This window comes from Bacillus sp. FSL R10-2201, from assembly GCF_038008665.1.
GTDB classification, from domain to species: Bacteria; Bacillota; Bacilli; order Bacillales; family Bacillaceae_G; genus Bacillus_A; species Bacillus_A mycoides.
Genome location: NZ_JBBOZP010000001.1, coordinates 229,072 through 250,000 on the forward strand (window position 1 = coordinate 229,072; position 20,929 = coordinate 250,000).

Genomic DNA, 20,929 nt, shown 5'->3' on the forward strand with positions numbered 1-20,929 from the left:
AGGAATATGAACAGTGAACAAGTGTTACAAGTAACAAAAACAGATTTATTAGGATCATTAGGCGGAGCGGTAATATTAACATCATTTATTCTATTCCTTGCAAATATATTAGTATGAAAAATATAAATACAATCATTCAAAAAAAATAAAGACTCTAACGTATTAGTAAGTAGTTAATATGTTGGAGTCTTTTTTGTTTTCCTCTCATATATACCTTCAAGTATTAATATTTTCCCCTTACTTTAAAGAGAAAAAAGTCGAATTTTATATGTAAGAAAAAAAGAGGAATTTGACAGAAAAGATAGAAAATTTTAAAGGTCGGAAATTGTTAGCTTGCTAACTAATTTCTATTAATTGATGTTGGAAGCGTTTTCGGTTGGTTTTAAGTATGGACCATTTAATCTATTTACAGGGGGATGAAGATATTATGAAACAAAAATCTATGGATACGCTAGCTGCACAAATGGAGGACTTTTTTCCGGTACGTGATGTAGATCATTTGGAATTTTACGTAGGGAATGCAAAGCAATCAAGTTATTATCTTGCGAGAGCGTTTGGATTCAAAATTGTAGCTTATTCTGGATTAGAAACAGGAAACCGTGAAAAGGTATCTTATGTTCTTGTGCAAAAAAATATGCGTTTTGTTGTGTCTGGAGCTTTAAGTAGTGATAGTCGTATTGCAGATTTTGTAAAGACTCATGGTGATGGAGTGAAGGATGTGGCTTTACTTGTTGATGATGTTGATAAAGCATACTCTGAAGCTGTAAAACGTGGCGCTGTTGCGATTGCTCCTCCTGAAGAGTTAACAGATGAGGAAGGTACCTTGAAGAAAGCGGTTATTGGTACGTATGGTGATACAATTCATACGCTTGTAGAGCGTAAAAATTATAAAGGAACATTCATGCCAGGATTTCAAAGGGTAGAGTTCAATATTCCATTTGAAGAATCCGGTTTAATTGCTGTAGACCATGTCGTTGGTAACGTTGAGAAAATGGAAGAATGGGTTAGTTATTATGAGAACGTCATGGGATTTAAACAAATGATTCACTTTGATGATGACGATATTAGCACAGAGTATTCGGCATTAATGTCAAAAGTTATGACGAATGGAAGCCGTATTAAGTTTCCAATTAATGAACCAGCAGACGGAAAAAGAAAGTCACAAATTCAAGAATATCTAGAGTTCTATAACGGAGCGGGTGTACAGCATCTTGCTTTATTAACAAGTGACATTGTAAAAACAATTGAAGTGCTTCGTGCGAATGGCGTGGAGTTTTTAGATACGCCAGATACGTATTACGATGAGTTAACTGCACGTGTTGGAAAAATTGATGAAGAAATTGATAGATTAAAAGAATTGAAGATTCTAGTAGACCGTGACGAAGAAGGTTATTTATTACAAATCTTTACGAAACCAATTGTAGATCGTCCAACTCTATTTATTGAAATCATCCAACGTAAAGGTTCTCGTGGATTTGGCGAAGGGAACTTTAAAGCGTTATTCGAATCAATTGAAAGAGAACAAGAGCGTCGCGGAAATTTATAAAATTTGTATCCACCAGCAAGAGTTCCTTTGTTGGTGGAAATTTCATTTTCATAGGGAGGAATCACGATGAAATTTGTTACATTTCGTCTCCCATCGAAAGAAATGCGAGCTGGATGGCTTGAAGGTGACAAAGTAATCGATATGAATCTTGCGAGTGATGGACAATTACCTTCTTCTATGTTCGCCTTTTTAGAGAAAGCAGATGAGTATGTAGAAGTATTGCGTAATATTAAGAATCCTGCAAAGGGTATATATTCCTTAGAGGAAGTTCAATTTGCAGCGGCAATTCCTAATCCGAGTAGCATTCGAGATTTTTATGCATTTGAGCAGCATGTAAAAACAGCTCGCGGACGAAGAGGGTTAGATGTTGTACCTGAATGGTATGATATCCCGGTTTTTTATTTTACGAACCACCGTGCTGTTATTGGACCAGATGATTTTGTTATTGGTCCGAAGAAGTCTAAAAAGCTTGATTATGAGTTAGAGATTGCTTGCGTAATTGGGAAAGAAGGACGAAACATTTCTCGTGAACAAGCAGAGGAATATATTTTTGGTTACTGCATTATGAACGACTGGAGCGCAAGGGACTTACAAGTAACAGAAATGAAAGTGGGACTCGGTCCAGCGAAAGGAAAAGATTTTGCAACTTCATTAGGAGCGTATCTCGTTACGAAAGAGGAATTAGACGTTTATCGTAACGGTGATCGTTATGATTTAGAGATGACTGCTCATGTAAATGGAAAGATATTATCAAAGGGAAACTTCCAAGATATTTACTATACATTTGCTGAAATGATTGAACGTGCTTCGGAAGACGTTACGTTATATCCAGGAGATGTGATTGGTTCTGGGACAGTAGGAACAGGATGTATTTTAGAACTTGGTACAGAAGAGTGGCTACAAGATGGAGATGTTGTAGAGCTGTCGATTACTGGTTTAGGTACGTTACGTAATACGGTCAAAAAAGACATGAAAGCAGGTGATGGGCATGTTTTATCGTCACATGGGGGAGCTACCTCATAAACGACATGTACAATTTCGTAAAAAAGATGGATCGCTTTATCGTGAGCAGGTAATGGGGACAAAAGGTTTCTCTGGTACCCAGTCTATTTTGTATCATCATTATATGCCAACAGAAGTAGGGCACGCGGCATTATCGCATTCTTGTCAGTTACAGTATGAAGAGGATGCCCTTCTTGCTCATCGCCACTTCCGTACGAAAGAAAATAAAAAAACTGGTGATGCAGTAAGCGGAAGAAACTTTATGCTTGGGAATGAGGATTTATTAATTGGAGTAGTGAGTCCAACAGAAAAAATGGATTATTTTTACCGTAATGGTGATGGCGATGAAATGTTATTTGTTCATTATGGAACAGGAAAAATTGAAACGATGTTTGGAACGATTCACTATAGAAAAGGTGATTATGTAACAATTCCAATTGGAACGATTTATCGTGTTATTCCAGATGAGGGAGAGACTAAGTTTCTTGTTGTAGAGGCAAATAGCCAAATTACAACACCAAGTCGCTATCGCAATGAATATGGGCAATTGTTAGAACATAGTCCGTTTTGTGAAAGGGATATTCGTGGCCCGGAAAAATTGGAGACATATGATGACAAAGGTGAGTTTGTCGTAATGACAAAGTCGAGAGGTTATATGCACAAGCATGTGTTAGGGCACCATCCGTTAGATGTTGTTGGGTGGGATGGTTATTTATATCCGTGGGTCTTTAATGTGGAGGATTTTGAGCCAATTACAGGTCGTATTCATCAGCCACCACCAGTACATCAAACATTCGAAGGGCATAATTTCGTCATTTGCTCTTTCGTACCGCGTTTATACGATTATCATCCAGAATCTATTCCGGCACCATATTATCATAGTAATGTGAATAGTGATGAAGTACTGTACTATGTAGAAGGTAACTTTATGAGCCGAAAAGGTGTAGAAGAAGGTTCTATTACGCTTCATCCAAGCGGGATCCCGCATGGGCCACATCCAGGGAAAACAGAAGCGAGTATAGGGAAGAAAGAGACACTTGAACTGGCCGTTATGATAGATACATTCCGTCCGCTTCGTATTGTAAAACAAGCACATGAGACGGAAGATGAAAAATATATGTATAGCTGGATTGAAGAGGGTTCATATACTGTGAAATAAGTAAAAAGAGGCATGCTCACTACGGGAGCATGCCTCTTTTATGGAATCGACATGTATAATAATACCAAAAAAAGTTATGAAAATATATATAGATATGATTGTCTGAATTTTTTTATCGAAAGGATGATAAGAGTATAGTATGTATCTCGATAGTTTTCTGTTTATTTCGACAAAAGTATTGACTAAAAAACATGCCGTGGGTAAAATGAAAAAGTAAATTAAATTTTCAGAAAACTAAAATCGTGGAGGAGCACAGCATGAAGCAAATTTTTCAAAAGAAGCCAATTTCAACGTTACTGCAAGAAAGTAAACAAAAGACATTATCGAGAACGTTAGGGGCACTTGATTTAACAATGCTTGGAATCGGAGCAATTGTTGGAACTGGTATTTTTGTTCTTACTGGCGTTGTAGCAGCGAAACATTCTGGACCAGCTATTATATTATCATTTGCTATAGCTGCATTAGCTTGTGCCTTTGCTGCATTTTGTTACGCTGAATTTGCTTCTTCAGTTCCTGTCTCAGGGAGTGTTTACACGTACACGTATGCGACGATGGGAGAAGTATTTGCATTCTTAATTGGATGGGATTTAATGCTCGAGTATTTATTAGCCACATCTGCTGTAGCTAATGGATGGTCAGCGTATTTTCAATCGTTATTAAAGGGATTTGGGATTCATATTCCGACCATTCTCTCCTCGGCCCCTGGTACTGGAAAGGGTGGAATAATTGATTTACCTGCAGTTCTAATTATTCTAGTTATGACGGTTCTTTTATCTAGAGGTGTTCGTGAAAGTGCACGTGTAAATAATATAATGGTATTTATTAAACTAGCAGTTGTTCTCATTTTTATCTTCGCCGGATTTAATTATGTAAAACCTGAAAATTGGACACCTTTTATGCCATTTGGGTTAGATGGTGTAATGGCTGGAGCAGCTACAGTTTTCTTCGCATTCATTGGATTTGATGCTGTATCAACAGCCGCAGAAGAAGTGAAGCGCCCACAACGCGATTTGCCGATTGGAATTATTGCATCGTTACTAGTTTGTACGGTTCTTTACATTGTTGTTTCACTTATTTTGACAGGGATTGTTCCATACGGTCAGTTGAATATATCAGATCCAGTTGCTTTCGCACTTCAATTTATTGGACAAGATAGTTTGGCGGGAGTGATATCAGTAGGAGCAATTACAGGAATTACAACTGTAATGCTAGTTATGATGTATGGGCAAGTTCGTGTTTCATATGCAATGAGCAGAGATGGATTGTTACCGAAGCGTCTTGCTAAAGTTCATCCGAAATTTAAAACACCATTTTTAAATACATGGACAACAGGTATTATTGCAGCACTTATTTCAGGATTAATAGATTTAAATGTTTTAGCACATCTTGTAAATATGGGAACTTTGTCAGCATTTGCACTTGTAGCTGTTGCTGTCATTGTGATGAGACGAACTCATCCTGATTTACCAAGGGCGTTTAAGGCGCCGCTCGTACCATTTTTACCAGCATTAACAGTTATCTTTTGCTTATATTTGATGCTTCAATTATCAGCGACAGCTTGGATTAGTTTTGGTGTTTGGATGGTTATCGGTATAGTAGTTTATTTCGCCTATAGTAGAAAGCGTAGTGTTTTAAATAATAGTAAAAAAGAAGAAGATGTAGCAAATTTATAAATGGAAAAATCCATTCTAATTCTGTTAGGATGGATTTTTATTTTGAAAATTTACATTTTTCTGAATGTATTATAAGATAATTGTTGGCGAACTAAAGGGGTGAAAATGTGAAAAATACATGGCGTGAGCTAAGAGAGATGGATCGTAACGTATGGATTCGATTTATCGGTGAGACTTTGAACGGAATTGCGATGATGATGTTAATGCCTTTTTTTGCACTATATTTAAAAGATAAGGTAGATTCTTTATTACAAGTTGGGATTATTATGGCGCTTTCTCCAATTGCTGCAAGCTTTGGCTCGCTTATAGGCGGAAGAATAGCTGATATATATGGAAGAAAGCCAATTATGATATTTTCAATGGCGAGTAATGCGTTATTAATGCTCGGTTTTTTATTTATCGAAGGATTTATTCCATACGCTATTTTATCTATTTTTTTAGGGTTAAGTAATTCTTTATTTCATCCAGCAGCATCAGCGATGGTTGCAGATGTGACGGCGCCAGAAAAAAGAACAGAAGCATATGGTTTATTGCGAATGGGACACAATATTGGTGCTGCAATTGGACCGATAATGGGAGCATCAGTAGTTGTTTTATCAAAGAACCTCGTGTTTATTATTGCTTCATCCGCTATGTTGTTTTATGCGCTACTAGTGTTAGTACTTATTAAAGAAACAATGCCAAAAATTACGGATATGACGGAAAAAAATAAAGAGAAGGAATCCGGAGCAGTTTGGAAAATTTTAATGAGAGATAAGGCGTTAATGATTTATTTGTTAGCGGGGATTATTATTTCTATGGGGTTTTCTCAAACAGAAGGCATGTTACCGCTTCACTTTGATAACGAAATGAAGGATATTTTTGGAGTCAACAATCCATACCCATATTTAATGGCATTAAATGGTCTATTAGTTGTTTTATTTCAATTTCAAATTTCAAAATGGGCGACAGATAAACCTGTTGGAAAGACGATGCTATACGGTGCGTGTTTGTTCGGAATTGGTTTGTTTTTTATAGGATGGTTACCGAAGTGGTTTGGAGAATATGATACAAATGCTACAATTATTTTAATGACGTTAATGTTTGTTTATGCCATATATACGTTAGGCGAGATGATTATGTCGCCTGTACAGATGACGTTTGTAGCGAATTTGGCCCCTGAGCATTTGAGAGGAACCTATATGGGGGCGGCGAGTTTGCAGTGGATTACAGGAAGTGCATTCGGTCCACTTCTTGGTGGTTTTCTATTGGATCGTTTGCTTGGTCACTACTTATTTACAATTTTAAGTGTAGGGTGTGTAGTTGCAGGCTTTGTATATGTTTCTTTAGATCGTCTTGTTGAGCAGAGGCAAAAAGATACGCCTACAAAACAGTCTTCTTAATAAAATGAAACTTTAATCAATGTTTTTTCACCCTCCACAAATGGTAGGGTAATATAGATGACATACACACAAAGTGGATTTCTACATATTTTAGGTACATAACTAGATTAGATAGCAATTTTGCTTTAAAGTTTAATTTTGTTTAGGTGTGTAGAAATTAAAGAGAAAAAGTGTAGAAAACCAATAAGTGGTGTCTTTTAATTATTTGTGGAAGTTACATTTTATTTCAAATAGGAACTACCTATTTTTATAAAAAGTGCTAAAATAGAAAAATGAAAACAATTGGTTAGGGTGATTTCAGTGACAAAAATTAAATTAGGTTTATTATACGGTGGAAAATCAGCTGAGCATCAAGTTTCGTTACAAACGGCTCTTGCTGCTATTAAAGCATTAAATCAAGATAAATTCGAGATTCATCCAATTTATATTACAGAACAAGGCCAATGGATGCGTGGAGAGCGTATTGAAGGCGAAGTAAAAAATGTTGAGGCATTACAAATGAGTGGGGAAGAGAATACAATCTCTCCTGTATCATTAAGTACAGAAATTATCCCAACTGCAACTTCTAAACAAGAAGATGCAATTGATGTTATTTTCCCATTATTACATGGACCGAATGGTGAAGATGGAACAGTACAAGGGTTATTAGAATTACTAAACATTCCATATGTAGGTAACGGTGTATTAGCATCATCTGCTGGTATGGATAAAGTTGTTATGAAAAATATCTTTGCAGAAGCTGGATTGAAACAAGCGAAATATGCATCTTTCATTCGTAGCGCATGGGAAAAAGATCGTGAAACAGCGTATGAAAAAGTAGAAGAAGTATTAGGATATCCTTGCTTCGTAAAACCAGCAAATCTTGGTTCAAGTGTTGGTATTAATAAGTGTAATGATCGTGAAGAGCTTGAGAATGCATTCGAAGAGGCATTCCAATTTGACCGTAAAATTATTGTAGAAGAAAATATTGTAGGTCGTGAAGTAGAAGTTGGTGTATTAGGTAATGATGAGCCGAAATGTTCAGTTGTAGGTGAAATTGTACCGAAAAAAGATTTTTATGATTACAAATCGAAATACATCGATGGTGATACAGCGTTAATTATTCCAGCTGAAATGACAGAGGAAGAGTCTAATATAATTAAGCGAGATGCAATTATCGCATTCCAATCATTAGATGGTTCGGGCTTAACACGAGCTGATTTCTTCTTAACGAAAGATGGAGAAGTATATATTAACGAAGTAAACACAATGCCAGGATTCACGCCGTTTAGTATGTTCCCTCTATTATGGCAACATACAGGGTTACCGTATCCGGAATTAATTGAAGAGCTAATTCGCTTAGCGATTGAGCGTCACGAAGAAAAACAAAAAATTAAATATACAATCTAACAAAAAAGGAGGAAGCACTATTCGAAGGAATAGTGCTTCCTCTATGTAAGGAGTGTTTTCATGATAAATCGAACGTTAAAACAAGTAGAGCAGATGATAAATGGTACTGGATTAGCAGAGCGGTATGAGGGAATTACTATACAAGGAGTGTCTATTGATACGAGGAAAATTGAAAATGGAAATTTATATGTTCCAATTCAAGGTGAACGTTTCGATGGACATGCTTTTGTAGACAAAGCTGTTGAAAATGGGGCGATTGCTACATTATGGATGAAAGATGTAGAAAACCCACCTGAAAATCTTCCGGTTATTTTTGTAGAAGATACACTAGCAGCATTGCAAATGTTAGCGAAAAACTATCGTGATCAATTGGATGTAAAAGTTATTGGTGTAACGGGTAGTAATGGTAAAACATCTACGAAAGATATTGTAACAAGTATTCTTGCGACTAAATTTAAAGTTCAAAAAACAGAAGGTAATTTCAACAACCACATCGGTTTACCTCTTACTATTTTAAATTTAGAGGAAAATACAGAAGTAGCTGTATTAGAAATGGGCATGTCAAGCCGAGGAGAAATTGAATTTCTATCTAAGTTAGCTCGCCCTAATGCAGCTATTATCACGAACATTGGTGAGGCGCACTTAATGGATTTAGGCTCTCGTGAGGCGATTGCTGAAGCGAAGTTAGAAATTGTTACAGGTTTACAAAAGGGTGGCGTGTTCGTATATAATGGAGATGAGCCGCTATTAACGAATCGTGTTCCAGAAATGAATTTAGCAGCTGAAACAGTTACATTTGGTGATGCGAGAGCAAATGATTACTATCCAACTACTGTAACATTGCAGGCTACTGGGACACACTTTAAGATGAACAGGGATGAAACTTCGTCATTCTATTTGCCAGTACTAGGAAAGCATAATGTATATAATACGCTTGCTTCAATGGCAATTGCAAAACATTTTGGTGTAACGTGGGAAGAAATGAAACAAGGTTTAGTAACACTTCAAATGACAGGTATGCGTATGGAAATTGTAAAAACAGATAGTGGTTTAACAATTATCAATGATGCTTATAATGCTAGTCCAACAGCTATGGAAGCTGCGTTCCACCTAATGAATGGTTTAGATGGATTTGCTAAAAAAATTGTTGTGCTTGGTGATATGTTAGAACTTGGAAATCAAGAAGTGCAATTTCATTATGAAGTAGGTAAATTAATTGATCCAGCAAAAATTTCATATGTATTCACATATGGTAAATTAGGGGCTCAAATTGCTGAAGGTGCAAAAATTAATTTCCCTAAAGACCGTGTAAAAGCGTATGATAGTAAAGAAGAGTTAATAAAAGAGTTGCAAGCAGTAGTCGGTACGAAAGATGTTGTATTAGTAAAAGCATCTCGCGGCATGAAATTAGAAGAAGTAATTACGATGTTGAAATAATTGGTGTATATAAATAGGGATGATAGCCACGAAAATAGTGGAAACTTATAATAAGCGCTTACAGTAAACGATAAAAAAATAAAAGTAAAGAAAAAAGCTCTGAATATGAAATAAGGTAACAGTTGGGGTTTGCTTTTTACACCTACAAAACTTATAATTGATAAAGTGTAATAACGTTTAGAAGTATTTTCGTGAAGAATATACGCCCGGTTATATACGTAAGTATTCAGGAAAATGGCTTTTCCGCAAGTTCGGAAAACGCCTTTTTTTAAATGATAAGTATAGGATAGAAAAGGAGAAGTAACATTGACAACATTTCGAGAACTAGGATTAAGTGAGTCTTTACTACAATCTGTTGAAAGTATGGGCTTTGAAGAGGCTACGCCGATTCAAGCTGAAACAATTCCACATGCATTGCAAGGTAAGGATATTATTGGGCAAGCGCAAACAGGTACAGGGAAAACAGCAGCATTCGGATTACCACTATTAGATAAAGTGGATACAAATAAAGAAGCAGTTCAAGGTATTGTTATCGCGCCAACGCGTGAATTAGCAATTCAAGTTGGAGAAGAGCTATACAAAATTGGTAAACATAAACGTGTTCGTATTCTACCAATTTATGGTGGTCAAGATATTAACCGCCAAATTCGTGCTCTAAAAAAACACCCACACATTATTGTAGGTACGCCGGGTCGTATTTTAGATCATATCAACCGTAAAACACTTCGCTTACAAAACGTAGAGACTGTTGTTCTTGACGAAGCGGATGAAATGTTAAACATGGGCTTCATTGAAGATATTGAAGCGATTTTAACAGATGTGCCAGAAACACATCAAACATTATTATTCTCAGCGACAATGCCAGATCCAATCCGTCGTATTGCTGAGCGTTTCATGACTGAGCCTCAACACATTAAAGTAAAAGCAAAAGAAGTAACAATGCCAAACATTCAGCAGTTCTATTTAGAAGTGCAAGAAAAGAAAAAGTTTGACGTGTTAACACGCTTACTAGATATTCAATCTCCAGAGCTTGCAATCATATTCGGTCGTACAAAGCGTCGTGTTGATGAATTATCAGAAGCATTAAACTTACGTGGTTATGCAGCAGAAGGTATTCACGGTGACTTAACACAAGCGAAGCGTATGTCTGTATTACGTAAATTTAAAGAAGGTACTATTGAAGTTCTTGTTGCAACAGACGTTGCTGCACGTGGTCTTGATATTTCAGGCGTAACACACGTATACAACTTCGATATCCCGCAAGATCCAGAATCATACGTTCACCGTATCGGTCGTACTGGCCGTGCCGGTAAAAAAGGTATTGCAATGTTATTTGTAACACCACGTGAATCAGGACAATTAAAAAATATCGAGCGTACAACAAAACGTAAAGTTGATCGTATGGACGCACCGACACTTGACGAGGCGTTAGAAGGTCAACAACGTTTAATCGCTGAAAAACTTCAAAGCACAATTGAAAATGATAACTTATCATACTACAAGCGTATTGCAGAAGAAATGTTAGAAGAGAATGATTCTGTAACAGTAGTAGCTGCTGCTTTAAAAATGATGACAAAAGAGCCGGATACAACTCCGATCGCTTTAACATCAGAACCACCAGTTGTTTCAAGAGGTGGCGGTGGCGGTTCTAAAAAACGCGGTGGTAACGGAAGTGGATACCGTGATGGTAACCGTAATCGTAGTCGTGATGGACGCGGCGGTGGCGATGGTCGTAACCGTGATCGCAATCGTGATGGACGTGGAAGCGGAAGTGGCGATGGTCGTAACCGTGATCGTAATCGTGATGGCGGTAGCCGTGATGCTGGTAGCCGTGATGGCAACCGTGGTCGTAAAGGTGAAGGTCGCCCTGGATCTTCAAATGGACGCGGCGAAAGAAAACATCATAGCCGTCCACAAGCTTAATAAAAAAGAGAATGCCCTTTGCTGGCATTCTCTTTTTTTATTTCTGTAATTGTGCATACTACATAGTAACTCGTATAGAAATGAGGTGCTATATGCTTGTAAGACTTGGGTATGTTGCGATGAGTGTACATTTGAAGAATGCTTCTCCATCTCAAACGATGACGTATGCACAGTTTCAGCGGATTGATGATCGAGAGGCTGCGATTCGTAAACTTGAAAGAATCGCTAATTCGAATTTGGAAAATTGCTTACGGTTATTAAAACATAATAAAGGGCATGATATATCTTTCTTTCGACTTAGTTCCAAGCTTATTCCTTTAGCGAATCATGAGGAGTTGTTAGATTGGAACTATATTCGTCCGTTAAAAGAAAATCTGAAAGAATTAGGTGAATATGCAATTCGTATGAATATGCGAATTGACTTCCATCCAGATCACTTTGTTGTACTAAATTCACCTGAGGAGAGTATTCTCAAACAATCTGTAAAGACATTGCAGATGCACAAAAAATTGTTAAAGGGTATGGGAATTGAACATAAGCAACGATGTGTATTACATGTGGGAGGAGGTTATAAAGATAAGGAGCTTGCATTAGAACGCTTTATAGAAAATTGGTCAACTGTTCCAAGAGGTATTCAAGAGATGATTATATTAGAAAATGATGACACGACCTTTTCTTTAGAAGAAACATTGTATTTAGGTGAGAAATTAGACATTCCAGTCGTGTTTGATTTGCACCATCATATGATGAATAATGACCAGGAAGATTGGCATGAAGATTGGGCGCGTGTTGTACATACTTGGGAATCGTCTTTGTTACCGGTTAAAATGCACATCTCCAGTCCTAGAGATGGAAAAAACCCGAGAGCACATGCGGATTTTATTGATGTAAATACTTTCTTATCTTTTTTGAAAAAGATAAAGGGGAGTGTTCCGCGAATTGATTGTATGATTGAGGCGAAGAAAAAGGACGAGTCTTTATTTCAACTAATGAGAGAGTTAAGTAAACAAACAGATGTGGAAATTATCGATGGTGCGAGCTTCTATATTAAATAAGCTCTGCGCCATCGTTTTTTTTTGTTAAAAAAGGGGTGCACATGCCGCCGATGATCAGTCCTGTTAAATGGCTTATAGGATTGGCAGAGGGATTAAAGAAAGTAAATAGTAGTAATATAAGTATCATTATTGAAAAAATAGCGATGTCTCTTGGTTTTGAAGAACGATATCGACTATACAATAAAAATAATTGGGCGCCTAGTAATCCGAAAATACCACCAGATGCTCCGGCGTGAATATATTCAAGAGGCATAATAATATAAGAAGAAATATTCCCGAGAATGCCAGAAAGGAAAAAAATAATGATGAAAGAAAAGTGTCCTAGTTGTTTTTCGATGGAAGAACCAAATACGAATAAACAAATACTATTAGAAAGGAAATGTTGTAAGTCTACGTGTACAAGTAAGGAAGTTATGACACGCCACCATTCTCCTTTAGCGATATATTCATTGTAGGCTGCCAGGTGAAAGAGGGAAAAGTCGCTCAATATAATCATGACTAATTGTATAAGAAGTAAAGAAATGATAATCGGTTGTAAGGAAATGCGAGTGGATGGTATTAGCATGTTTTTAGTATCACTCCTTTTGCATCAGAAAGATTCTCTGTTATTCTTACAATATGAATGAAGAAAGCTAAATAGAAGAAGGGGATTTTGAAATGATTGTAGGGATTGGAATCGATATTATTGAGTTAAATCGAATTGAAAAAATGCTAGATGGAAAGCTTAAATTTATGGAACGTATTTTAACTGAAAGAGAACGTGGTGTTGCTGAGGGGCTGAAAGGAAGTCGTCTTACAGAATTTGTAGCTGGAAGATTTGCAGCAAAAGAGGCGTATTCTAAAGCGGTAGGGACCGGTATCGGGAAAGAAGTGAGTTTTTTAGATATTGAAGTAAGGAATGATGATAGAGGTAAGCCGATTATCATTACAAATACAGAGCATATTGTTCATTTATCAATTAGTCATAGTAAAGAATTTGCCGTTGCTCAAGTTGTTTTGGAAAGCTCGTCACGCTAGTCTGCATATTTTATATCTTTGTCTCATATATTTGAGGTAGCGATAAGGAAGGCATATCTTCCATTCATTTATAGGGGCAAAGGGGCTGAAGTGATGAAAAGGCGTCTGTTTTTAGTTCTTGTCGGTTTATTGACCGTTTTTGTGTTGGCGGGTTGTATGGAAAAGAAACAGGAAGATGTTGTGAGAGATTTAGAAACGAAAGTTAAAAGTATGAAGAGTTATCAAGCTGAAGCGAAATTATCTATTAAAACAGGAAATGAACCTCAAGAGTACAATGTAGAAATTTGGCATAAAGAACCTTCGTATTATCGTGTGAATTTGCAGAATGCGAAAAAGGATCAGAGTCAAATTATTTTAAGGAATGATGAAGGTGTATTTGTATTAACACCGGCACTTAATAAGAGTTTCCGTTTTCAAAGTGATTGGCCGCAAAATAGTAGCCAGGCTTATTTATATGAATCACTTGTAAGAGATATTTTGCAAGATAAGAAAAATCTCTCTTTCGAGAAAACAGATAAGTATTATGTGTTTAAAACAAAAACAAATTATCAACATCAAAATATGTTGCCGAAACAAGAAATTAAGCTGAATAAAAGTGATTTAACACCAGTTTCTGTGAAACTGATGGATAATGATCAAAATGTCCTTGTAAAAGTAGATTTCACTAAAGTAAAGTTTGATGCAAAGTTTGATAAAGGTGCATTTGATACGAAACAAAATATGTCTAGAGCACAAGTGGATGTTCAGACGGCAGCGAAAGAAGACAAACCGTTTGCTATTTTGTATCCACGTGATACACCGCAAGGTATGACTTTGAAAGAGGAAGAAGAGTTGAAGACAGACAGTGGCAAGCGTGCAATACTCACATACACTGGAAGTAAGAAATCCTTTACTTTAATACAAGAAAAGTCAAAAGTTGCAGAGGCCTCATCGGCGGTAAGTGTAAGTGGAGAGCCGGTTGATCTTGGTTTCACGATTGGTGCATTGACGAAAGACTCTGTAACGTGGTCACATAACGGAGTAGAATATATGCTCGTGTCTAAAGGTTTAGAGACGAATGAGTTGTTGATGGTTGCTCGTTCGGTTACAGCGAAGCAGGTGAAGTAAACTTCTTAGACGTGGTGATATATGTGCACCACGTCTTTTCTTAGTTTGAAGGTGGATTTCATAAAAGAAGCATATAAAAGAATAAGCTTCGCATATCGTGTATAAGGAAGTGTATTTATGGAAGAAGCACCGTTTTACCGTGACACGTGGGTGGAAGTGGATTTAGATGCGATCTATAACAATGTTACACATATTAAAGAGTACATTCCAAGTGATGTAGAGATTTTTGCTGTAGTTAAAGCGAATGCATATGGGCACGATTATGTACCGGTGGCTAAAACTGCATTAGAAGCAGGAGCAACAAGATTAGCAGTTGCTTTTTTAGATGAAGCTTTAGTGCTTCGGAGGGCTGGTATTACTGCACCGATTTTAGTATTAGGTCCTTCCCCGCCCCGTGATGTAAATGTAGCTGCTGAAAATGATGTAGCATTAACTGTTTTTCAAAAAGAATGGGTGGAAGAAGCGATAAAGCTCTGGGATGGTTCATCAATAATGAAATTCCATATTAATTTTGATAGTGGTATGGGGAGAATCGGAATACGTGAACGAAAAGAATTAAAAGGGTTCTTAAAGAGTTTAGAAGGTGCGCCATTTTTAGAGTTAGAAGGAGTATATACGCATTTTGCAACAGCGGATGAGGTTGAGACTTCTTACTTTGATAAGCAATATAATACATTTTTGCAGCAGTTACGTTGGTTGAAAGAATTTGGAGTGAATCCTAAATTTGTCCATACAGCCAATAGTGCCGCAACGTTAAGGTTTCAAGGGATTACATTTAATGCGGTGCGAATTGGTATTGCGATGTATGGATTATCCCCATCTGTAGAAATACGTCCTTTTTTACCATTTAAATTGGAACCGGCGTTGTCACTTCACACGAAAGTTGCTCATATTAAGCAAGTGATTAAAGGAGATGGGATTAGTTATAATGTCACATACCGAACGAGAACTGAAGAATGGATTGCGACAGTTGCAATTGGATATGGAGATGGCTGGCTTAGAAGATTGCAAGGGTTTAAGGTACTTGTAAACGGTGAAAGAGTACCGATTGTAGGGCGAGTGACAATGGATCAATTCATGATACATCTTCCTTGTGAAGTGCCACTTGGTACGAAAGTTACACTCATTGGGAGACAAGGTGATGAGTATATTAGTGCTACCGAGGTTGCTGAATATTCCGGGACTATTAATTATGAAATTATTGCAACGATAAGCTTCCGTGTACCGAGAATATTTATACGACACGGTAAAGTTGTAGAAGTAATCAATTATTTGAACGATATATAGAAGAAGGTAATATTACTCAGTATCTCGTCATTTGGAGGAGTTTCACTAATAAAGAATAGGCTCTTTTTCGCTGGGGAGCTTCTTTTTATACTTGTTATTAATATAAGTTGCAATGAAATATTACTGAAGGATTGCTTTATTTCTTGTTTGAAAGAGATAAAAAGTAAAAGAAGATGAATGTTTTATTTATGAATTGGAAAACATAAGCAAGGAATAAGGAAGTCTTTGCAACAGGCTCCATACAATGGTATTATTACAATAGGTGTCATATATATATTTGGGTGTGTAGTTGACGGTGGAGGTGTATTTTTGTGTCCGAATCAAGTGTAACTACTGAAATCGTGGTTCGGTTGCCAAAGCAAATGGTAACGGAATTGGACGGAATTGGAAAACAAGAGAATAAGAATCGCCATGAACTAATTTGCCAGGCAACACAACTGTTATTGCGTCAACATAAGACGAAGAAACGCTACCAACATGAATCAATGCGACGTGGGTACATTGAAATGGGAAAAATTAATCTTGGTATTGCATCTGAAGCTTTCTTAGCAGAGTATGAAGCAGCTCATACAGTAGAACGCTTAGTTAGCGGGGGGTAATATTTTGATTGTAAAACGCGGCGACGTGTATTTTGCAGACCTTTCCCCAGTTGTTGGTTCTGAGCAAGGAGGCGTTCGTCCGGTTCTTGTCATTCAAAATGACATCGGAAATCGTTTTAGTCCGACTGTGATTGTAGCGGCTATTACTGCACAGATTCAAAAAGCGAAATTACCCACTCATGTGGAAATTGATGCGAAAAAGTACGGTTTTGAGAGGGATTCTGTTATTTTACTTGAGCAGATTCGAACAATCGATAAGCAACGCTTAACGGACAAAATCACTCATTTGGATGAAGTGATGATGAGTCGTGTAGATGAAGCGTTACAAATTAGTTTAGGACTAATAGATTTTTAAATCGGCAGTTTAAGTTGCTCTCTTTACAGGGCAACTTTTTTTTATTATAGAGGAGGTTACGGTTGGATATGGAAATGGTAGATAATCGACAAGGGTTAATGAAAATGTTAGTGAAAGAATTAGGCTTTACAGAAAAGCAAGTTCGTCATGTTATTCAATTAACAGAAGAAGGTAACACAGTTCCATTTATCGCTCGTTACCGAAAAGAATGGACAGGGTCTCTTGATGAGGTGCAAATTCGTGCAATCTTAGAAAGATGGCAATATATGATGCAACTAGAAGATAGGAAAGAAGAGGTTCTTCGTCTTATTGGTGAAAAGGGTAAACTAACCGAAGAGTTGCGTCGTCATATTGTTGCTGCAACAAAACTTCAAGAAGTAGAAGACTTATATCGTCCATATAAAGAAAAAAGAAGAACGAAAGCTACAATTGCTAAAGAAAAGGGATTAGAACCGTTAGCTGAGTGGCTATTATTATATAAAAAAGAAAATCCAGCAGAGAAGGCTATGGAATTTGTTAATGCAGAAAAGGAAGTGGCGTCTGCAGAAGATGCGTTGCAAGGTGCGCAAGATATTATTGCGGAACTTGTTTCGGATAATGCGGCATATCGTAGTTGGATTCGCAATACTACTTTCCGAAAAGGGATTATGTCTTCATCTGTAAAAGATAAAGAAAAAGATGAAAAGAATATATATGAAATGTATTATGGCTATGAAGAACCGTTGCAAAAAGTAGTGCCGCATCGTGTACTAGCTATGAATCGTGGTGAAAAGGAAGACGTATTAAGAGTTTCTGTTATCACGCCAATTGAAGAAATTCTTCAGTTTTTACATAAAAAAATGATTCTTGATGAAGCTTCTAAAAGTGCGCATTATGTACAATTAGCGATGGAAGATGGATATAAGCGATTAATTCAACCTTCAATAGAAAGAGAAATTCGTAAAGAATTAATGGAAACGGCCGAAGAACAAGCGATTCATATTTTCTCTGAGAATTTACGTAATTTATTATTACAACCTCCGATGAAAGGGAAAGTTGTGTTAGCGGTAGATCCAGCATATAGAACCGGTTGTAAATTAGCTGTAGTAGATGATACAGGAAAAGTTCTTCACATAGATGTTATTTATCCGCATCCGCCTGCTCGTAAATATGAGGATGCAAAAACGAAAATCATTTCAATTATAGATAAATATGAAGTTGAAATGATAGCGATTGGAAATGGTACAGCTTCGAGGGAAACGGAAGAATTTATAGTAGATGTATTACAAAATGTAGAGCGAGATGTATTTTACATTATTGTAAATGAAGCGGGTGCTAGTGTGTACTCAGCATCTGATGTAGCTCGCGAGGAGTTTCCAAATTTACAGGTTGAAGAAAGAAGTGCTGTTTCAATTGGGAGACGTCTTCAAGATCCACTTGCAGAACTTGTGAAAATTGACCCTAAATCTGTTGGGGTGGGACAATATCAACATGATGTATCTCAAAAGAGATTAAATGAATCATTAACATTTGTAGTAGAGACAGCAGTTAACCGAGTTGGTGTTAATGTAAATACAGCTTCAGTTGCATTGTTGCAATATGTTTCGGGATTATCAAAAACAGTTGCGAAAAACATTGTAGCTAAGCGTGAGGAAGATGGGAAATTCACGAAGCGTACTGAATTAAAGAAAATCCCACGTTTAGGTGCAAAAACATATGAACAATGTATCGGGTTTTTACGTATATTAGAAGGAGCGAATCCGTTAGATCGCACAGGGATTCATCCAGAACAATATAAAAATGTTGAATTGCTATTGAAGAGCTTAGGGTTATCAAAGAATGATGTGGGGAAACCAAACTTGCAAAAGAGTTTCGAAGGAGTAGATATTTCTAAATTATCTCAAGAGACGGAGATTGGTGAGCCGACATTAGTTGATATTATGGATGCTTTAATTAGCCCGGAGCGAGATATGAGGGATGAGTTGCCAAAGCCACTTTTGAAAAAGGGGATTTTAAAATTAGAAGATTTAAAGCGTGGTATGGAATTAGAGGGAACGATCCGCAATGTTGTTGATTTCGGTGCCTTTGTTGATATTGGTGTGAAGCAAGATGGTTTAGTACATATTTCTAAACTAAGCAAACAATTTGTAAAGCATCCATTAGATATTGTATCCGTGGGACAAATTGTAAAGGTATGGGTAGATGATATTGATACGAAAAAAGGTCGTGTTGCATTATCAATGTTACCGATTGAATAGTAAGAAAAGAGAGCAGATGAAACTGCTCTCTTTTTATGAACTGGAAAGTTTAATTGATTATGAGCTTTGATGTATTTTACTATAATAAAACCAGCATTCATTTAGTAACTTGATTTGATACCGGTTTTTCTCGAAATATGCACGTTGCATTTGTTTCTTTAGCCACGTGGGCATAGGAATCCCTCCTTGTTTAATCCTGCTCTCAAAAAAAGTAGCTCCTTTTAGTTAAAGTAACTTTGATGAGAGGTTGGTGAGTGGATTTCTAGCAATGCTGCATTTTTAGAAATCACGCTTCTTGAATGAGGATGGGTATATGTACTATTTACTATATGTATAAGAAGGGAGAAAAGTGTGGAAATATTTTTTAGTTTAGGAGGAATGAGAATGGATGAGCAAGAAATTCAGCGGTTAGTGGAAGAGGTATCGTTACAATGCTTTGGAATGCCGTTTTTACATAAAGCGATGTTTAATAGTAGGTTACGTACAACTGGTGGGCGCTATCTATTGAAGAATCATAATATTGAATTGAATTATCGATATTACGAAGTATATGGAAAAGAAGAGTTAGTCGGGATTGTTAAACATGAACTTTGTCATTATCACTTACATATCACAGGAAAAGGGTATAAGCATCGAGATAGAGATTTTCGGGAGTTATTAAAGAAAGTAGGTGCACCACGTTTTTGTAAACGAATGATTAGTGAGGAGGAAACGAGAGTTTCTATGTATGAATGTATGGGGTGTTCTTTTCAATATGTAAGAAGACGTCAAATAAATACACAAAGATATGTATGTGGAAAGTGTAAAGGACAACTAAAACTGGTAGTGAAAACATCTTGACAGTGAAAACGCAATCCAGTATATTATAAACATGTCACGTTTGCGCAAGATGTTGTGAAAAAACTTCTTGACTTACGATGAGAATTTTTATAAGATACAAATTGTCTTCATTATTCCGCAGTAGCTCAGTGGTAGAGCTATCGGCTGTTAACCGATCGGTCGTAGGTTCGAGTCCTACCTGCGGAGCCATACAGAGAAGTACCCAAGTGGCTCAAGGGGCTCCCCTGCTAAGGGAGTAGATCGCTAACGCGGTGCGAGGGTTCGAATCCCTTCTTCTCTGCCATACATATTGGCCCGTTGGTCAAGTGGTTAAGACACCGCCCTTTCACGGCGGTAACACGGGTTCGAATCCCGTACGGGTCACCACTTCGGAGGATTAGCTCAGCTGGGAGAGCACCTGCCTTACAAGCAGGGGGTCGGCGGTTCGATCCCGTCATCCTCCACCATATAAATTATATAAATAATATTATCGCGGGGTGGAGCAGTACGGTAGCTCGTCGGGCTCATAACCCGAAGGTCGCAGGTTCAAATCCTGTCCCCGCAACCAAATGGTCCCGTGGTGTAGTGGTTAACATGCCTGCCTGTCACGCAGGAGATCGCCGGTTCGACCCCGGTCGGGACCGCCATTTTAACTTCTGCTATATAGCAGTTGTTTTTTATTGGACATTATGGTAAAATAACATTTGTCTTTGAAAAGAAGATAACTATTTCGATGGGCTATAGCCAAGCGGTAAGGCAACGGACTTTGACTCCGTCATGCGCTGGTTCGAATCCAGCTAGCCCAGCCATTTACGAGCCATTAGCTCAGTTGGTAGAGCATCTGACTTTTAATCAGAGGGTCGAAGGTTCGAATCCTTCATGGCTCACTTTTGTTTTTTCCGCGCGGTCGTGGCGGAACGGCAGACGCGCTAGGTTGAGGGC

At 37.4% G+C, this 20,929-nt stretch carries 19 protein-coding genes and 9 tRNA genes (1 of these 28 cut by a window edge); 26 read left to right on the top strand and 2 right to left on the bottom strand.

Annotated features, from left to right (window positions below; genetic code table 11):
- Nucleotides 1-6: 6 nt before the first annotated feature.
- From NSQ69_RS01315 to uvsE, 10 genes are all read left to right on the top strand, one after another.
- Nucleotides 7-117 carry a DUF3948 family protein gene (locus NSQ69_RS01315; RefSeq protein WP_001083697.1) on the top strand — a complete coding sequence of 37 codons (111 nt, stop codon included), beginning with the start codon at nucleotides 7-9 and terminating at the stop codon, nucleotides 115-117.
- A gap of 310 nt (nucleotides 118-427) precedes the next feature.
- Nucleotides 428-1,546, top strand: coding sequence for a 4-hydroxyphenylpyruvate dioxygenase (hppD, locus tag NSQ69_RS01320; RefSeq protein WP_050001436.1), 1,119 nt, complete (start codon nucleotides 428-430; stop codon nucleotides 1,544-1,546).
- A gap of 66 nt (nucleotides 1,547-1,612) precedes the next feature.
- Nucleotides 1,613-2,569 (top strand): fumarylacetoacetate hydrolase family protein, encoded by a 957-nt coding sequence (locus NSQ69_RS01325; RefSeq protein ID WP_033730978.1) that lies wholly within the window; start codon nucleotides 1,613-1,615, stop codon nucleotides 2,567-2,569.
- On the top strand, nucleotides 2,535-3,707 hold the full coding sequence (locus NSQ69_RS01330; protein WP_002169298.1) for a homogentisate 1,2-dioxygenase: 1,173 nt from the start codon (nucleotides 2,535-2,537) through the stop codon (nucleotides 3,705-3,707). The genes NSQ69_RS01325 and NSQ69_RS01330 overlap by 35 nt, the downstream gene beginning before the upstream one ends.
- A 257-nt stretch (nucleotides 3,708-3,964) precedes the next feature.
- A complete protein-coding gene (locus tag NSQ69_RS01335) occupies nucleotides 3,965-5,380 on the top strand; it encodes an amino acid permease (protein ID WP_002124809.1) in 1,416 nt (471 codons plus the stop codon).
- Nucleotides 5,381-5,487: 107 nt separating this feature from the next.
- Nucleotides 5,488-6,762, top strand: coding sequence for an MDR family MFS transporter (locus NSQ69_RS01340; RefSeq protein WP_002124811.1), 1,275 nt, complete (start codon nucleotides 5,488-5,490; stop codon nucleotides 6,760-6,762).
- 300 nt (nucleotides 6,763-7,062) lie between these two features.
- Nucleotides 7,063-8,151, top strand: coding sequence for a D-alanine--D-alanine ligase (locus NSQ69_RS01345; protein ID WP_016126473.1), 1,089 nt, complete (start codon nucleotides 7,063-7,065; stop codon nucleotides 8,149-8,151).
- A gap of 60 nt (nucleotides 8,152-8,211) precedes the next feature.
- Complete coding sequence (gene murF, locus NSQ69_RS01350) at nucleotides 8,212-9,588, top strand: UDP-N-acetylmuramoyl-tripeptide--D-alanyl-D-alanine ligase (RefSeq protein WP_002124813.1); 1,377 nt, start codon at nucleotides 8,212-8,214, stop codon at nucleotides 9,586-9,588.
- A gap of 306 nt (nucleotides 9,589-9,894) precedes the next feature.
- Entirely contained in the window at nucleotides 9,895-11,511 is a 1,617-nt protein-coding gene (locus tag NSQ69_RS01355; RefSeq protein ID WP_002063522.1) for a DEAD/DEAH box helicase, read from the top strand.
- Between the two features lie 92 nt (nucleotides 11,512-11,603).
- Nucleotides 11,604-12,566 (top strand): UV DNA damage repair endonuclease UvsE, encoded by a 963-nt coding sequence (gene uvsE, locus NSQ69_RS01360; protein WP_341098889.1) that lies wholly within the window; start codon nucleotides 11,604-11,606, stop codon nucleotides 12,564-12,566.
- On the opposite strand, the gene NSQ69_RS01365 is transcribed toward uvsE, so the two are convergent.
- Nucleotides 12,559-13,131, bottom strand: a complete 573-nt coding sequence (locus tag NSQ69_RS01365) for a rhomboid family intramembrane serine protease (RefSeq protein WP_002167128.1) — start codon at nucleotides 13,129-13,131, stop codon at nucleotides 12,559-12,561. The two genes, uvsE and NSQ69_RS01365, sit on opposite strands and share 8 nt — an antisense overlap.
- 92 nt (nucleotides 13,132-13,223) lie before the next feature.
- Between NSQ69_RS01365 and acpS the strand changes: the two genes are divergently transcribed.
- The 6 genes from acpS (at nucleotide 13,224) to NSQ69_RS01395 (ending at nucleotide 19,168) form a co-directional block, all read left to right on the top strand.
- Nucleotides 13,224-13,583, top strand: a complete 360-nt coding sequence (gene acpS, locus NSQ69_RS01370; RefSeq protein WP_002009969.1) for a holo-ACP synthase — start codon at nucleotides 13,224-13,226, stop codon at nucleotides 13,581-13,583.
- Between the two features lie 156 nt (nucleotides 13,584-13,739).
- Nucleotides 13,740-14,690, top strand: a complete 951-nt coding sequence (locus NSQ69_RS01375; protein ID WP_002124820.1) for a LolA family protein — start codon at nucleotides 13,740-13,742, stop codon at nucleotides 14,688-14,690.
- Between the two features lie 117 nt (nucleotides 14,691-14,807).
- Nucleotides 14,808-15,977: an alanine racemase gene (gene alr, locus NSQ69_RS01380; RefSeq protein WP_002124821.1), complete on the top strand. Its 1,170-nt coding sequence runs from the start codon at nucleotides 14,808-14,810 to the stop codon at nucleotides 15,975-15,977.
- A gap of 311 nt (nucleotides 15,978-16,288) precedes the next feature.
- Nucleotides 16,289-16,576, top strand: coding sequence for an antitoxin EndoAI (locus tag NSQ69_RS01385; RefSeq protein ID WP_000004570.1), 288 nt, complete (start codon nucleotides 16,289-16,291; stop codon nucleotides 16,574-16,576).
- Between the two features lie 4 nt (nucleotides 16,577-16,580).
- Complete coding sequence (gene ndoA / locus NSQ69_RS01390; protein WP_000635965.1) at nucleotides 16,581-16,931, top strand: type II toxin-antitoxin system endoribonuclease NdoA; 351 nt, start codon at nucleotides 16,581-16,583, stop codon at nucleotides 16,929-16,931.
- 68 nt (nucleotides 16,932-16,999) lie between these two features.
- Nucleotides 17,000-19,168, top strand: coding sequence for a Tex family protein (locus NSQ69_RS01395; protein WP_002029442.1), 2,169 nt, complete (start codon nucleotides 17,000-17,002; stop codon nucleotides 19,166-19,168).
- A 57-nt stretch (nucleotides 19,169-19,225) separates the two neighbouring features.
- Here NSQ69_RS01395 and cmpA read toward each other — a convergent pair whose 3' ends face one another.
- A complete protein-coding gene (cmpA, locus tag NSQ69_RS01400; RefSeq protein WP_001143642.1) occupies nucleotides 19,226-19,342 on the bottom strand; it encodes a cortex morphogenetic protein CmpA in 117 nt (38 codons plus the stop codon).
- A 210-nt stretch (nucleotides 19,343-19,552) separates the two neighbouring features.
- On the opposite strand from cmpA, the gene NSQ69_RS01405 reads away from it, so the two are divergent.
- The 10 genes from NSQ69_RS01405 to NSQ69_RS01450 form a co-directional block, all read left to right on the top strand.
- Nucleotides 19,553-20,008, top strand: a complete 456-nt coding sequence (locus NSQ69_RS01405) for a SprT family protein (protein WP_016095131.1) — start codon at nucleotides 19,553-19,555, stop codon at nucleotides 20,006-20,008.
- 114 nt (nucleotides 20,009-20,122) lie between these two features.
- Nucleotides 20,123-20,197: transfer RNA gene (locus NSQ69_RS01410), tRNA-Asn, on the top strand.
- 3 nt (nucleotides 20,198-20,200) lie between these two features.
- Nucleotides 20,201-20,291 (top strand) — tRNA-Ser (locus NSQ69_RS01415).
- An 8-nt stretch (nucleotides 20,292-20,299) separates the two neighbouring features.
- Nucleotides 20,300-20,374: transfer RNA gene (locus NSQ69_RS01420), tRNA-Glu, on the top strand.
- A 4-nt stretch (nucleotides 20,375-20,378) separates the two neighbouring features.
- Nucleotides 20,379-20,454: transfer RNA gene (locus NSQ69_RS01425), tRNA-Val, on the top strand.
- 24 nt (nucleotides 20,455-20,478) lie between these two features.
- Nucleotides 20,479-20,555: transfer RNA gene (locus NSQ69_RS01430), tRNA-Met, on the top strand.
- A 3-nt stretch (nucleotides 20,556-20,558) separates the two neighbouring features.
- Nucleotides 20,559-20,634, top strand: a tRNA-Asp gene (locus NSQ69_RS01435).
- A gap of 87 nt (nucleotides 20,635-20,721) precedes the next feature.
- A tRNA-Gln gene (locus tag NSQ69_RS01440) sits at nucleotides 20,722-20,796 on the top strand.
- Nucleotides 20,797-20,801: 5 nt separating this feature from the next.
- Nucleotides 20,802-20,874 (top strand) — tRNA-Lys (locus NSQ69_RS01445).
- A gap of 16 nt (nucleotides 20,875-20,890) precedes the next feature.
- Nucleotides 20,891-20,929 (top strand) — tRNA-Leu (locus NSQ69_RS01450) (it continues 44 nt past the right edge of the window).